Here is a 13,616-nt window from a genome sequence, read left to right as displayed (position 1 = left end):
CATCTCGAACGAGTCGGCGCGAGCCCGTTCCCTGGCGAGTTCTGCACGCGCCGACTCGGCGGCTTGGCGGTCCTGCGACATAGTGCTGCTCCCTTTCGCTCCATTGGCGCAGTGAGGTTCAATTTCCGGGTGCGGATGTGAGGTTCGAGCGCTACGCGACGGACAAATAGCCAGTGCCTGGAAAAACAGCCAGCTCGGGTAGGTGGATTTCCCTGAAGGCTTGCCATGCCTCTTCGGAGTTGGCGCGGGCTCGATTTCGCGCCTTGTCGAGCGGATTGAGGCCGCGCTGCTGCTCGGTTTCCTGATTCAGTCGTTGCCGGACGAGCCAGGTAACGGCCTGGACCTGATGCGCTGCGACAAGGCGGCCGGAACTGGCGGTCGTCAGTTCCGCAGCAGACCGGTACTGATCGACGACGTGGTCGTAGTGCCGACGGCTGATCGAACCGTCGCGGCGCTTGGCCCCCTTGAGGGGTGCCGCGCCGTACTCCTCGGTGGTGACCGGGTGTCCGATCGCGACGGAGATGGCGTGCCTGTCGACCACGACATGCGGATCTTCCGGATCTTTGTCGCCGCCGTGCTCTATGAGGTGGGCGAAGTCGCGGATCTTCGGACCGGTGAGGAGGTCTTCGTATCGCTCACCGGCCAGCAGTCGATCGGCAACACGCTTCTGCAGCGCAGACGCGAACGCTCCAGAGCCGGGGCCGCCGATCCCCTTCCGCTCCTGGAGCACACGTGCTGCAGTGAGGATGTTTTCGATCCAGCCCTGCTGAGGCGAATAGATGGCCACCATGCCTGCGCCAAGATGGGCGTCGCCGTCCGCGATGGTTACGGCGACATGATTGGCGTCTCGGTACCAACGCATGCTTCGTTCGATCTCGCCGGACGTTGCGAGCTCGTAGTGCCGCACAATGTTTTCGGGAGTAACTGGGTGCATCTGGAACCACGGATGGTCGCAAGCGGGAGTCATGTTGTCAGTTCCTCGCGTTCGATTCATGAAAACTGACGGGGTCTGGTTTGAGTGCGCACGGCAAAAGGCCGGCCGCGCTCCCTCAGGAACGCGGCCGGCCTTTTGCAGACGTGCCGATGCGACGAACTAGTCGATGTGGACGAGGCGTCGGCAGTGTCTGGCGGCGTGGATGACGCCGGACTCGTCCCGCCCGGTCAGGCGCCACCGTTCGAACCGGACGGTGCGCTGCCTCCTCGTGGTGCACCGGCACCACTCGTCGGAGTGGATCACGTTGCTGCGATCGCCGATGAGCATGAAGCGCTTGCCAGGCTTGCCGAACAGGAACAGATCGTCGCTGAACGGCACGGCGAAGTAGTAGACGTCCGGGTCGGGCAGCGCGCGGGTCAGTTGTTCAGCCCTGCGAATCCTGGTCTCGTGCTCGAGCGCGGTCAGGGGCGAGCGACCGAGCAGCGGAGTCCACTCGACGCCGTCGAACATCTGCCAGTACGCGGACTCGTCGTCGAGACCATAAGCCGGATGGTTGGACAGCTTGGCTGCCAGTCGTTCGCGAGCCTGCTGGCGCAGGACGATCTGTCGGCAGACGAGCGGGTCGCCTCGTTCGGGCCCCCAGAGTGCCGAGCGGCGGGGGAGGTAGCTCCGTACAAGAAACTGGTTGTCCCGGCGGGCATTGGCCACGATGCCAGCGGTCTCGGCCTCGTAGATGATCTCGTCGAGAAGGACGTGCAGGGTGTCGGCGTGCATGGGTTCGTTGTCTTGGTGGCATTGCTGCAGAAACTGCGTGAGCTCTCGGTCTCCGAACGATGCGGCGTCGTAGGAGGTGAACTCGGTGTCGTCGCCGCAACCTCTGTTGGTAATGCGACCGACCACGCCGTGCTCCGGGTGTACGAGTTCGGCGCTGAAGGCGACGCCGCGGTCGTGTTCCGCCGTGGCCAGTCCGTTGATCGAGAACGAGTAAGGCGCGAGGATGCCGGTGTGCACCCAGTGCACTTCCAGGTCCGGTTCCGGCACGTTAGCCATGACGAAACTCCTTGTGGCGGAGGAAGATCTGCTTCAACACCCGCGACGCACGCGCTCATTCACCACACACCGCGGTGTTGTCCCGCGTGCGGCGGGCGCACACGAAACGCACTGGCGCGCCGAGAAGGGCAAGCCCCTCTTTTGGGCTTGAGCTTCTCGGTGGGACGGTGCATCGTGTGGGTCGCCCGCCGCACGCGGGACAACACCGGGAATCTGCCTCAACCAGCCCGTAGACCTGATACCAGTGCGACTGATCCCGAAGCCGGTTTCTGATGGACTGGGAGCCAACTTAAGTACTCACTCGACCGCGTGATTTCGCGACCTCGCCGCGAGCGCATTGGAGAAGCTCCAAGCGTGGAACCGGTCGCGGAGTTAGCCTGCCTGAGCAGGCCAATCTTCGACCGGGGGGACGGAGCGATGGCGGCCGACTGGTTGTTGGTCGAGACCTTCGGGGGTTCTCGGTGCGAGCCGACGGTGCTCGCTGTAGGAAGCAACCCGAAGAACATGGTTCCGCTTCGTTCCGTGCTCGGCCGAGGGCCGTTCCTCGCCGACGTACTCGGCGTCACTGCTCGCATAGTTGAAGGGCGCCAGTCAGTTGAGGCCCGGACGACCACGGGCAAACGCCGCGTGATCGGGCACCCGTTGCTCGCCTACGGCGGGCTGGTCCACGGGGTGTACCTGTGGGTGGGGCCGTTGGACGAGGATCCGCCGCCCCGCGATCCTGCTGGTGCCTGGCACATCAACCTCACGTTGCACGTCAGCAGCAGGTCTGACGACCTGCTGCGGTTGTACGGGACTAGACCGGACAGGTGGCGAAACGAGCACGACCTGGCCGAGCTGTTCGCCTACCAGCGGCTTACGACGAACGCCGACGAGGCCAAGGCGCTGGCGCTCATCGTCAGGGCGACTGCGGGTGCGGAGCACCTGGCCACGTGGACCGTGAACCGGGACGACGGTGTTCGGCGTGCAGTGCACTTCGCGTGCCGGTGTATTGAGGTGAAAACTCCTGGCGGCAGGGTTGAGCTGATCGTCCGGGGAATCACCCATGACATCGGACCTGCGGAAAGCGTGCCGACCGCGCCGCCTCCCACGCCGGTTCTGCTCGCTCAGCAGATCGTCGCGGCGGAGGCAACGCCCGGACGATGGCGGGCGATCGCCGACCTGCGCACCATGAGGCTGTTGAAGTGGCTCGACAGCCCCATGCCGGGGCTCGCGTGGACGCTGGACTCACCACACCACCCAGCGATTCACCGCGAGGACCTGCGCAGCGCGGTCGGCTTGTCGAAGGAACTGGCGTCGAGCGGACGGGCGGACGGCGTTCTGCGGTTCCGCAGGGAGGACGGAGAGTGGCTGAAAGTAGCGGTATCCGCTGCGCTCATCGCGCTGGATCAACACACCACCGCGGCGCTCGTCACTCTGACTCTCGCCGATCATGGGAAGGTCGACTGAGTTGCTCGCCGCGGGGAAGGTGCTGGATCGTGAGCTGCTTCGAGGGCAAGGTCGCGGTGATCAGCGGCGCTGCGGCAGGGATCGGCCGAGCTCTGGCTGTTGAGCTCGCGCGACGTGGAGCTCGGCTCTCGCTGCTTGATCACGACGCTGATGGTCTTGAGGAAGTCACTCACCGCTGTGAAGCGATCGGCGCACAGGTGCTGGCCCAGGTAGTCGACGTGACGGACTGGAGCGGTGTGCAGGCAGCTGCCGCCGCGACAACCTCCGCGCTGGGTGGCGTCGACTCGGTGTTCGCGGCCGCCGGGATCATTCACCGCGGCAGTCTGCTCAACTCCGACGTCGCGGACATCGAGCGCGTCATGTCGGTGAACTGGCGGGGGCTGATGTACACGGTCAAGGCACATCTTCCAGCCGTTGTGAGCTCGCGGGCCGGCCGGATCGTGACGTTCTCAAGCGCCTTCGGCCTACTGGCGATACCGAGGTACAGCGCGTACAACTCGTCGAAGTTCGCCGTCCGCGGGTTCAGCGAGTCGCTGCGCCAGGAGCTCACATCCACCCAGGTGTCGGTGACGTGTGTCTTCCCTGGGGGAGTGCGGACCTCGATCGTCCGCAACGGCCTCTTCGCGGCTGGCGAGCACCGTGACGCGGTGATCCGGGGCTTCGAGAAGCGCGTTGCGCGCACCGATCCCGAAGAAGCTGCGGCGATCGTCCTAAAAGGAGCTGAACGCCGTCGGGCGCGGGTGTTCGTGGGGAACGACGCTCGGCTGGTCGCGATCCTCGCCCGCCTTGCCGGCGGCCACTATCAGGACGCGGTGCCAGCGGTAGGCCGCGTCCTCGGGCGAGTGCGGCGTCAGCTCCGTCGGTCATGACCCAGATCGGTGACATGGTTTGACGTGATCGGGACCACTGCATACGCTGGACCAATCGGACTATTCCGATTGGGTTGGCTTTGTCGCTATCGGGCTGATCCCTGAAACGCAGTGGTGAGGCAGCTTTGTGCTGGCCTCGAACGCGATCGGGGATCGACATGTCTCGGCGAACTTCAGCTTCCAGCAACCACCGTCTGGTACCTCACAGCGCAGTCTTGCGCTCTTCGGCGTGGATCCCGCCTGCCGGACGCTCATCTGCTCACGGGCCCGTGATGGCCATGTTGCTGTCGTACTGGTACCTCGGCGTGGTCACAGGCCCGCCCGTAGAGCTCTTCTGCTTCTCGATCACGTCAACGTCAGTTAGCTCAAGGCACGGCGGACGGTTGAACCGACGTGTCGCGATGAAGTCATGCCAAAGGGGAGGACAGAAATGAACGCAGAGCTGGAGAAGTCGCCGCAGGTCAGCGCTCCTGAGCGGTTCGCGTGCATTCTGAGGCAGTTCACCGAGGGGCAGCCATCGAAGAGGCTGTCCGACCTGAGCGCCGGCGCCGGGTTGCCGATCAGCACCACGCACCGGTTGCTGAAGGGGTTGGTCGACAACAAGGTACTGGTGCGTGACGAGGACGGGCGTTATCAGGTGGGACCGCTGATGCGCGCGATCGCCGATCAGCTCGAACACGCGGATATAGCGAGCTGACGGCACAGACCTCGTCGGCGAACCATCAGCTCGTCGACGCACTTGAGGCGCACGGTCGTATGCGGATCTCGCCGGCCGTGCGCTTCGCCGTCGCCAGACTCTTCGTGCCACGTTCGACGGAAGGCTCGCGCTCATGGTGAGCGCGAGCCCTTCCTGGGATCGGTTGATGCGCACCGACCGGACGCTAGGTGCGCATCAACATATCGACTATGCGATGCAGGTGGGCTGGTACCAGTCGACGAATTGCAGGGAGACCCAGCCTCGGACGCCAGTGCGGAGGTTCGTGGTCAGCATCCAGGCGTCGTCCTTGTAGTCATCTGGCCATTTTGGCCAGCTGTAGTGGTCGAAGCGCATGGACTGACCAAGGATTGGCAGGCCGCCCGGCGTCGCTCGGATGTTGACCCAGTCGCCCGTCGAGAACGGGTAGCCCGTGCAGTCCTTTGTGGAGGCGGTGGGCTGTGGCATTGGCTCGTTGGTTGCGGCTTGGGCGTTGACGACGCCGATGCCGGCCATGGTTGCCGCAATGGCAAGCACGCTCGTGAATCGGCTGATGGACATGCGTATCATAGTTGGCCTCTCCTGATTTCAATCAGTGGAAGCGTGCGCTCCTAGGCTTTATGGTCGGATTGCGCATTCGCTCTGTGAACTAAGAGAAGCTCGCTTGTGGGTTGGCGTCAACGAATGGTGCGAATATTGTTTAATGCTGGCCTGGCGGATTATTTGCACGACAGATTGCCGGTGCGGGAACCCTTGCCGGCAATCTGTGCGGTCTGTGATTGGCTATGTCAACGCGAGGAACGGTAGATCATGCAGCACTCCTGAGTTCGTGGTGCACGGCCTCGTGCAGGGCTGCGGTGCGGTCGAAGGCGGACTGAATCTCCAATGGTTCGACGTGCAATGCCCGCGCGAGGCGGCGGGTGATCGTCCTGGGCACCTGGCCCGTGAGGAGATACCGGTCGATGGTGTCGGTGGCGAGGCCCAGGAACGCGGACAGCAGTGGCGGGCTTTCGTCGGCGGTGCCAAGGCTGCCGGTGCGCTCCCAGAACTGCAGACGACCGAGGTTGGTAGCGCTGCGCACGGCCAACTCGGCGGCGGTGAGTGCATGGTTCATACGCAGATCGGCAAGCGAGGGATCGCCGCTGGGTGGGTAGAGCAGGTCTGAAGGTCGGACCTGCAGAACCTGTGCGGCGGCGCGCAGGTTCCGTGCAGACGGTGTGCTCACGCCGGTTTCCCACCGCACAACGGTTTGCTGCGACAGGTTGGTCTGGCGGCCGAGGCTCTGACGGCTCATCCGGGCCTTGCGCACGGCGTGGAACGCCTCGGGGTTGAACCTGGGGCATTCGTCGATAGCTCTCCTAGGCATTGCTTGCGCCCCTTCGGTTTCACGCCGTCCGGCTTGGTGAGGAGGTGAGCGGGGACCTGGGAGGCGGGGGCTGGCTGGATCGACGCACGGAGGCGGCGCTGGCGTGCGCCAGTGCTTCCAGCAGTGCGTCGGAGATACCTGGCGCAGCGGCGAAGACCGGGTCGCCCAGTTGTGCGCCTGGTCCTGCATGGCCTGGCCAGTGGACGGTTGCGCCTGCTTCGTGCGCGATGAGAAGGCCGGCGGCGGAAGCCTTCAGGCCTACATCGTGCTCGACGTAGGCCGTCAGCCATCCCGCGGCGACGTGGCAGAGCTCCAGAGCAGGCGCGCCGCTGCATCGCAGGTCAGCCACCTGAGGCAGAAGCCTCGCCACCAGCTCGGCCTGATCCGCGCGGATCGCCGCGGCCGCAGAGAACCCTGTGCTGATCAGCGCATCTTCCAAGAGCTGAGTCGATCCAACGCGGATCTCGAGCCAGTCCGTGGAGATCGTGGGGTCGCACAGTTGCGCGCCGTGCCCCAGTCCCGCCATCCAGAGCCGACGGCTGTGCGGTTCAGCAACTGCGCCCGCCAGGACGACGTCGTCGAGCGCGGCCGCGACAGAGACCGCATAGCTGGGCAAGCCGCTGACGTAGTTGTCGACGCCGTTGAGCGGGTCGATGATCCACATGATTTGGCCGGACTCGGCTGGCTTCTCGTCGAGTACCGCGTCTCCGGGGCGGTGCAGCGCAATCAGGTCGCGAGTCAGGTGTTCCGAAGACATGCTGGCCGGCACAAGCAGGCCGCTCGAGGTGTGGCGGGCGCCTCGGTACGGCCCGCCGGCAGTGCGCAGGCGGTCGGACCAGATCTGACGTGCCGCGTGTGCGGCAACGTGTCCGGCGAATGCCGTGAGTCGCTCGACGTGTGTGAACACGATTAAGTCCCCCTTTGGTGCGTATCGGCGTGCCAATGCGGCAAGGCGTCGGCACGCCCAGGTTGTCGTGATGCACCGTGGGGGAGGGGAGGTGTCTCACGCTACACCAATAGCCCTGTTGTTCGGCATTTCTTTCGATCAATGGAATTCGGCGTGGTTCCGGCTGTTGTCCCAGTTTCCGGGAGTTGGAAGAATGCCTGCTGAGAGGTCGTGGCGTATGTCCCGCTCGGCTGTCCTGCGAGAGTGGGGACTGCCACTTTTGCACGTCTTGGCTGCTAGATCGGCGACAGATCCATGCGTTCGTGTGAATGTCGGTAGGTGCAGCAGCTGGAAGTGGCCTTGTGTTGCCGCGGCAGGGCGCCTTTGGCGTCCGGGTTTCCCTGATTGTTTGGGCGAGTGTGGCGGGACGTTTCTGCTGTGTGGGAATTTCGCATTCGTTTGGGTATAGGAGTTCGAATGTTACGCCTACGCAGAATTTCCCCTGACCTCTCCGGTGGTCGCAGATGGGAGCTCGCGCGCATCCTGCCTCTGACTGTTGCGGCCGCGGCCCTGCTGACTGCGTGCACCTGTGTAGAGAGGGCCCGTCCAGGGCGAGGTCTGTCTCCGCCTGCTCGAGCGACGTTGGTCGCGACCGCTTCAACTCGAGTGGTGAAGGTCGAAACCTTCGCCGCCGCGGTGGTCGGGCAGATGACGGTCGGCGACAACAACGGCACAGGCCTCGTGAACGGCGAAGGTGTGCTCCTGGAGAGCACCAACAGATCCGAGGGCGGAGGGATCCGCGCAATCGACGCGGCAAGCGGTACGGAGCGAATCCAGCTGACAGATCAGCCTGGCCGCACGATGTCAGGAGTCGCTGTCAGCGTGCGTCCGGGCCGGCCGGGGATCGTGTGGCAGCTGACTTTGAGGGACGGTGTTGCGATCGCTCGAGACCAGTCCACTTTGGTCGAGCAGCGCCAGGTGTCGTACCGCGGCGAAGGCTGGGGGCTGTGCGACGACGGAACCCAGCTGGTGCAAAGCGAAGGGTCGATGCGACTCGTGCTGCGAGACGCAGGCACCTTCGCAGAGAAGGGCGTGATCGAGGTGGCCGGCGGGTGGTGGTCGAACAGGCGCCTTGGCGAACTGGAGTGCGTGCGCGACGGTGAAAGGCGTCAGGTGTGGGCGAACCTCGTGGACACCAGCTGGCTGCTACGCATTGACCTTGGAGCCCGTGCGGTGACGGCGGTCGCTGACCTTGCTCCAGCTCTGGCTGGATCGACAGCGGTGGCGCAAGAAGTCGTAAGTGGTATCGCGTCGGTTCCTGGCGTGCGCAACGAATTGTGGCTGTCGGGCGGCGGTTGGTCTCGGCCGGTGAAGGTCCGGCTGGCGGCAAGGCCTTAGTCCGGCACGGCCGACGAGCTGAAGGTCCCGTTCTGCGGATGTAGGCACACTGCGCCGGTCTCGGTGATGAAGCCGTAGTGTTCTTCCTCGTCCGGGGTCATCGCGATGATGTCCAGTGGTGGAACGGATATCTCCCACCAGCCCATGTTCCGCAGTTCGTCGACCTCTGCCCGGTCATGGTAGATGATCAACACGTCCAGGTCGTTCGGCTGGTCTGACCTCAAAGCGGAGCCGAACGCCCAGACCTGCAGGCGCGGAAACCTTGCAGCGCAACGGATCAGTTCACCGAACATCGGCCATCGCTCGGTCAGGTTCACGGCTCGCGGATCCCGTGAAGAAAGTCGTCGAGTGTGTAGAGCGGGACTCTCGCTCGCCGTGCGGTGTTCAGCACGCGGGTTCCAAATCCCTGAGCGGAGGAGTTTGTGATGACGAACGCGTCTAGGTCGAGCTTCGGGTATTCGGCGAGCACCCTGCCGAAGTCTTCGTCGGTCAGCTCGTAACGGTCGTGGATCACGATGGTCAGCGGCCTGAGCGGGGCGGTGCGGATGATCTGCCACGCTCGTTGGCCACAGCGTTTGAGCTGGGTGACGGCTCTGGTGGCGTACAGCCTGCGGTGAAGATAGTCCTCGTCCCGGTGCGTGTATGTGCTGATGTCGTCGAAGTCGTCCACCGCGCGGCGGAAAGCACCGAAGGTGTCCACGACGACGCCGAGTTCGCGCGCTTCCTCGTACACGTCGGGGTCGACGAGTCGACGAGTGATGATCACCATTCGGGTATCGGGCAGTTCGTCGACCGCTGCGTGCAGTGCCTCTACGGTGAAAGGTGTCTGCGAGTCGGGCTCGACGCAGTAGCCGATGGCGTCGGATCGGCCAGGTCGACGGACGAGCAGACCATGTTCGCCAAGGGGCTCCGCTGGCTTGGAGTCCTCGCGGAGCTTGCCGATCATCCAGTCGCGGATGCTCATTCGTCATCCTTCAGAATCGTCGCCATACGGCTTGGGAACCTCGTTGATCCTGGTGTCCAGTCGCCTCGTAGGTGCCTGTCCTCAAGCTCCTTGACGTGCACGGCGAACTCGTCTGCCGTGCTTCTCTCATCGGTCGTCAACAAAGCGCGGTTGGCACTCAGGAGGCGAAGGAGTCGCTGGTTGTTGGGGATGATCGTCTCTCGGAGGTGCCGGCGCCATTGGTCGGCACGCGCGTCATCGAAGAGGTCGTCGACCGGGCCGTACAAGCGGAACACCGCGTAGTTGGCATCGAGGAGCTCTTGGACCAGTGCCCGGGCCGCGGCCCTGGTTGCAAGAACCGGAGTTCCGTGGGCGAGCGCTCGGGCGTCCTTGCCGCGCTGCTTCCACTCCCACAGCAACTCGGACGGGTACTGGCCGGGGGCCTTGTCGATCATCGTGTGGCAGGTCGGGCAGAGCACGAGCACGTTGTCGGCCACGGCCCGGTCGTCCTCGGAAAGGTTCGGGTCCTCGGCGGCGCGTGGCCCGTCCGGGCTCGCTGGGATGATGTGCGCCAGTTCGCCGACGTGCGTGTTCTCCACGAGTCCGTGCAGGTCGGCGCGGCAAGACGGGTTCTGACAGTGCCCGCCTGACTCCGACCACAAGAGGTCCTTTGTGGGTTGGGAGAACCTCACCCGGTTTGCTGCCACGTGACTCCTTCTGCTGGCCTCCTGAAACTTACCGGCAGTGATCGGACGACCGTTGAGGTTGCGCAGTACACGGCCGTCCGACTCAAGGCAGCCACGACGTTTCGCGTGATCGAGTAGGTGTGCAATGAGTGTCGGCGACGCTGGTTGCCAGCGGAACACGCCGCCATTCTCCTGGAGGAGTGGCAGGCATTGCTCTTCGTCGAGTCCCGGAGCTTGCGCTTCGGGGCGGCAGCACGCCGTGCGGCGGTTTCGAGGCGGAACCGCACGATCAACGCGTCCAGGGCGGGGAGATTGCCGGTCGAGTTGGCAACGTCGACGAGTTCGTTGGTCTGTTTGGCCGGCAAACCTCGGCGGTTGAAGGGCAGACGGCGGGGCTTGGCGACCTTGGCGGCGGCTCGCGGATGACAACCGTCGAGTCGCGCAGCACGAAGTCAAGCTCGGTGTCCGCGGCCCATTGCAATTCACGCAAGACTGATCGCACGCTAACACGGCCGTGGTCGTCGACCCGGGCGAGCTTGAACGAGAGCGAGGACCTCGGTGGCGTGATGCTCGTGAGATCACCAACGAAAACACTACTTGAGCCAGCCCACCGTGCGTAGGTCATGGGCAAGCCACTTGTACGCCAAGGTGGTGGCTGCGCGATCATCGGACAGGCGTAGAACGAACGCCTCTTGTTCTACCTGGTAGAACACGTTGCGCGTCGACGGCTGGAGTCGCTCGGCGAACTCCTCGTAGGCACTCGAATGAGGATCGGTGACCATCGTGACGTCCACTGACGGGACACGGTGGTCGGTTGGTGAAAGATCGGTGTGAAACCGGAGATTCATCACGACATTGGTGAGGTTGTCGTCGGCGAACCTGCCGACGAGAGCCTCAGCGTGAATGGGAAACTGGCAGTAGAGACCCATCGCGTTGCCGAAGGCGGGGAAGTTGCACTCGACCAGCTCCCGGTACCCGATCAGGGCTTCGCGCAGCATGTTTTCGGCGATGACCGCGGTGAGTTCGGGGGAGTACGCCTGCCAGTACCACCGCCTGGTGATCGGCTGAAGGTCACCGTCAGGCCACGGCGGCTGCAGAGTTTCGCTGTCTTGCAGGGCGAGCCAGCCCTCCAGCCAGTGGAGGTCGTCCAAGTGGATCACCCGGCCGGAGGACTCCCAGCTGGCTCCCTCGCATCCCGCTACCTCTTGTAGCCAAGCGGCGATTTTCCTGCGGAGACCGGAGACGTTGACGACACGGGATCGCCTGCTCACGCCATAGTCCTGAACGAAAGTACCGAGGAGGTAAGCGCGCTCCCCTGCGAGCCAAGAGGAGGCAGGTACCGCCAGTGTTCTGTTCTTGATCGCGGTCCCCAGCTTGGCCTGGAGCATTTCCTGGGCGTGTCGCCACCGTCCGAAATCAGTTGCGGGGAAGGAGAAGTTGGCCCGGCTGTACCACCCCTTCGACAAGCAGGGATGTGGCTCATTCAGCACGGTGATCTCAGGGATCGACGCCGTGTGATGAGCGCGAGCCACGGTGATCCTGCCCTCTCCCAGCCAGACTCCCCAGTGAGCCGGCACCCCGTCGTGGTGGGGAAGCAGTGACTTCGCAAGAGGACCAAGCCCTTGAGCGAGTGCTTTCTCCGCTTCGCGAAGCCATCTTCCTGCCCTCGTGGCGAGATCTGGTTCGGAACTGCCGCCGGGGTCTCGGCGCTTGAGGAACGCTGCGACCTCCGCGTCCGAAAGGCCTTTGAACGATTTACGGTCGTTGCTCGCGATCTCGTCGAGTATCCAGAACGTGGCGGCTGGGTTGATCTTTGCCAGCTCGATCAGCAGGTTCTCTTGGCGACTTGGCGGAACCGCTGTCGAGATGGCGAACGCCAGGGCATAACGCCACCTCGGGAACGACTCAGGTGCGGCCACGGTCTGCAGGTCGACCACCCCGGACGAGATGGCCTCTGAGCCGAAGTACTGCTCGAACACCGGTAGGGCGAAGGTCAGCTCTCCAGTGCGTTCGACGACCAGGCCGGTCGCCACCATGCGGCGTAGACGCGGCCGCGGTCGGAACTGGTCAATTTTCGCGATATGGGGTTGCTCGAGAAGGGCCACGGCGAGCAGTTCAAGATCGCGCCAGGTCTCTTCGGACGCTTCGTGACCCGGCGACTCGACCACCTGCCTGGCCAGGTCCGCGAGCAGCTGAGACCGAGAGACCGTGGTGTCCCGGCCGGCGTCCACACGGCTTGCCAGCGCCAGCGTGGTGAGCGGACTCGTGAGGAGATCAGCTGTTTCGGCGGTCCACAGGTGGTGGGGCAGGCGGTCGCCAAGCACGAGTTGCACCAACTCGTCGCCCCGCTCAGGACGCCACGGAGAGAGGTCGATCCGCTCCTCAGGAGGCAATGCGATTCCTGGGCGTGCTGTGGCAAGGACGCTGACTTGAGGCCACACGTGGACCAGCTGCCGTGCTTCGTCGAGGATGCACGCCGCGTCGGCAGCCGATACGCCATCGAGTTCGTCGATCACAACGCGGCACGTGCCCGTCGGGTCTTTGCCCAACCTGGTGACGACTGACTCGGTCAGATCATTGATCACGCCTCGAGCGGTGAAGTAGAGCGGGATCTCGTGGTCCTCGCTGTCTTTCGCCGCCTGTAGGCCTTCTTCCCACCAACGAGACGCTTGCTCGGACTTGCCGGCTCCGAGTTGCGCCACGAGCACTCTCAGGCAACCGATGGGAACCTCGGTGATCGGGTCGTCTAGGCCCTCCATCCATTCGACGACCGCAGCCCGTCGGTCTTCGGGCACGAAGGGAGCCAGGCGTGCCGTCCGCCGGGCACGTCCTTCGCGCGTGGCGATGTCGAGAACCTCGGCCCGGCCGCGCATACGCGGGTTGAAGGGCATGAGGTCCGCGAGGTGCTCAAGGTGCTCGACGACCTTGTTGAGTAGTTCGTCGGTGAGGTCGAGCCTGGTTTGCTCCGCGGCTTGGCGCTGCTTCCACTCGAGCAGTTCGTCGATTGTGTAGACCGATTCGTGGTCGTCGACGGGCTTGTGGTGCTCTCCGCAGAGGAGCAGCAGGTTCTCTTCAGAGTTGAAGTCTTCGTAGTCGGCCACGTGTCGTGGGCCGTTGGGCGCCTCGGACCTGATGTGCGCGATCTGCACGACGACGCTCAGTTGGCCGCGGTCGGCGAAGACCAGGACTGTGGAGCAACCCGGAAAGGCACATCGGTTCGCACGCCCGAACAGCAGCTTGAGCGTCTTGTCCGTGTACCTGCGCGGCATCCGAACAGCGTAGCGACGGACGTCGGCGCGCCTCGTCGGCCACGCCGTGTTTCCGCGCTGAAAGGCGATGTC

The 13,616-nt window shown here is 64.2% G+C and carries 13 protein-coding genes; 4 read left to right on the top strand and 9 right to left on the bottom strand.

Annotation, left to right across the window (positions count from 1 at the left end):
• Nucleotides 1–151: 151 nt before the first annotated feature.
• Nucleotides 152–967, bottom strand: a complete 816-nt coding sequence (locus B0F77_RS19085; RefSeq protein WP_086664265.1) for a DUF7178 family protein — start codon at nt 965–967, stop codon at nt 152–154.
• Nucleotides 968–1,093: 126 nt separating this feature from the next.
• A complete protein-coding gene (locus B0F77_RS19080) occupies nt 1,094–1,984 on the bottom strand; it encodes a hypothetical protein (protein WP_086664264.1) in 891 nt (296 codons plus the stop codon).
• A gap of 417 nt (nt 1,985–2,401) precedes the next feature.
• Between B0F77_RS19080 and B0F77_RS47960 the strand changes: the two genes are divergently transcribed.
• The 3 genes from B0F77_RS47960 (at nt 2,402) to B0F77_RS19070 (ending at nt 4,999) form a co-directional block, all read left to right on the top strand.
• Nucleotides 2,402–3,433: a GAF domain-containing protein gene (locus B0F77_RS47960; RefSeq protein WP_158102760.1), complete on the top strand. Its 1,032-nt coding sequence runs from the start codon at nt 2,402–2,404 to the stop codon at nt 3,431–3,433.
• 29 nt (nt 3,434–3,462) lie between these two features.
• Nucleotides 3,463–4,302: an SDR family NAD(P)-dependent oxidoreductase gene (locus tag B0F77_RS19075; protein ID WP_158102759.1), complete on the top strand. Its 840-nt coding sequence runs from the start codon at nt 3,463–3,465 to the stop codon at nt 4,300–4,302.
• Between the two features lie 430 nt (nt 4,303–4,732).
• Nucleotides 4,733–4,999 carry a helix-turn-helix domain-containing protein gene (locus tag B0F77_RS19070; protein WP_086664262.1) on the top strand — a complete coding sequence of 89 codons (267 nt, stop codon included), beginning with the start codon at nt 4,733–4,735 and terminating at the stop codon, nt 4,997–4,999.
• Nucleotides 5,000–5,206: 207 nt separating this feature from the next.
• Here B0F77_RS19070 and B0F77_RS19065 read toward each other — a convergent pair whose 3' ends face one another.
• The 3 genes from B0F77_RS19065 to B0F77_RS19055 form a co-directional block, all read right to left on the bottom strand.
• Nucleotides 5,207–5,557, bottom strand: coding sequence for a hypothetical protein (locus tag B0F77_RS19065; RefSeq protein ID WP_086664261.1), 351 nt, complete (start codon nt 5,555–5,557; stop codon nt 5,207–5,209).
• A gap of 247 nt (nt 5,558–5,804) precedes the next feature.
• Nucleotides 5,805–6,305, bottom strand: a complete 501-nt coding sequence (locus tag B0F77_RS19060; protein WP_158102758.1) for a helix-turn-helix domain-containing protein — start codon at nt 6,303–6,305, stop codon at nt 5,805–5,807.
• A 76-nt stretch (nt 6,306–6,381) separates the two neighbouring features.
• On the bottom strand, nt 6,382–7,269 hold the full coding sequence (locus B0F77_RS19055) for an inositol monophosphatase family protein (protein ID WP_143466819.1): 888 nt from the start codon (nt 7,267–7,269) through the stop codon (nt 6,382–6,384).
• 456 nt (nt 7,270–7,725) lie between these two features.
• On the opposite strand from B0F77_RS19055, the gene B0F77_RS19050 reads away from it, so the two are divergent.
• Nucleotides 7,726–8,646 (top strand): glutaminyl-peptide cyclotransferase, encoded by a 921-nt coding sequence (locus B0F77_RS19050; protein ID WP_086664258.1) that lies wholly within the window; start codon nt 7,726–7,728, stop codon nt 8,644–8,646.
• Here the strand turns inward: B0F77_RS19050 and B0F77_RS19045 are convergent.
• The 4 genes from B0F77_RS19045 to B0F77_RS19030 form a co-directional block, all read right to left on the bottom strand.
• Nucleotides 8,643–8,963, bottom strand: coding sequence for a hypothetical protein (locus B0F77_RS19045; protein ID WP_086664257.1), 321 nt, complete (start codon nt 8,961–8,963; stop codon nt 8,643–8,645). The two genes, B0F77_RS19050 and B0F77_RS19045, sit on opposite strands and share 4 nt — an antisense overlap.
• Entirely contained in the window at nt 8,960–9,610 is a 651-nt protein-coding gene (locus B0F77_RS19040) for a hypothetical protein (protein ID WP_086664256.1), read from the bottom strand. The genes B0F77_RS19045 and B0F77_RS19040 overlap by 4 nt, the downstream gene beginning before the upstream one ends.
• Nucleotides 9,607–10,296: an HNH endonuclease gene (locus tag B0F77_RS19035; RefSeq protein WP_245848393.1), complete on the bottom strand. Its 690-nt coding sequence runs from the start codon at nt 10,294–10,296 to the stop codon at nt 9,607–9,609. Before B0F77_RS19035 ends, B0F77_RS19040 begins: the two co-directional genes overlap by 4 nt.
• A 572-nt stretch (nt 10,297–10,868) precedes the next feature.
• The gene (locus B0F77_RS19030) at nt 10,869–13,544 is read right to left on the bottom strand and encodes an NACHT domain-containing protein (RefSeq protein WP_143466817.1); all 2,676 of its coding nucleotides are present in this window, start codon (nt 13,542–13,544) and stop codon (nt 10,869–10,871) included.
• Nucleotides 13,545–13,616 lie beyond the last annotated feature (72 nt).

It is taken from the genome of Lentzea kentuckyensis (genome assembly GCF_002150765.1).
Classification (GTDB): domain Bacteria; phylum Actinomycetota; class Actinomycetes; order Mycobacteriales; family Pseudonocardiaceae; genus Lentzea; species Lentzea kentuckyensis.
Note: the sequence above shows the minus strand (reverse complement) of the source record. Positions and strands in the feature narration are given on the sequence as shown.

Excerpts from the sequence above, each read along its gene's own strand:
- B0F77_RS19085 (WP_086664265.1), bottom strand. The coding sequence starts at position 967 with ATGACTCCCGCTTGCGACCATCCGTGGTTCCAGATGCACCCAGTTACT.
- B0F77_RS19080 (WP_086664264.1), bottom strand. The coding sequence starts at position 1,984 with ATGGCTAACGTGCCGGAACCGGACCTGGAAGTGCACTGGGTGCACACC.
- B0F77_RS47960 (WP_158102760.1), top strand. The coding sequence starts at position 2,402 with ATGGCGGCCGACTGGTTGTTGGTCGAGACCTTCGGGGGTTCTCGGTGC.
- B0F77_RS19070 (WP_086664262.1), top strand. The coding sequence starts at position 4,733 with ATGAACGCAGAGCTGGAGAAGTCGCCGCAGGTCAGCGCTCCTGAGCGG.
- B0F77_RS19065 (WP_086664261.1), bottom strand. The coding sequence starts at position 5,557 with ATGTCCATCAGCCGATTCACGAGCGTGCTTGCCATTGCGGCAACCATG.
- B0F77_RS19050 (WP_086664258.1), top strand. The coding sequence starts at position 7,726 with ATGTTACGCCTACGCAGAATTTCCCCTGACCTCTCCGGTGGTCGCAGA.
- B0F77_RS19040 (WP_086664256.1), bottom strand. The coding sequence starts at position 9,610 with ATGAGCATCCGCGACTGGATGATCGGCAAGCTCCGCGAGGACTCCAAG.
- B0F77_RS19030 (WP_143466817.1), bottom strand. The coding sequence starts at position 13,544 with ATGCCGCGCAGGTACACGGACAAGACGCTCAAGCTGCTGTTCGGGCGT.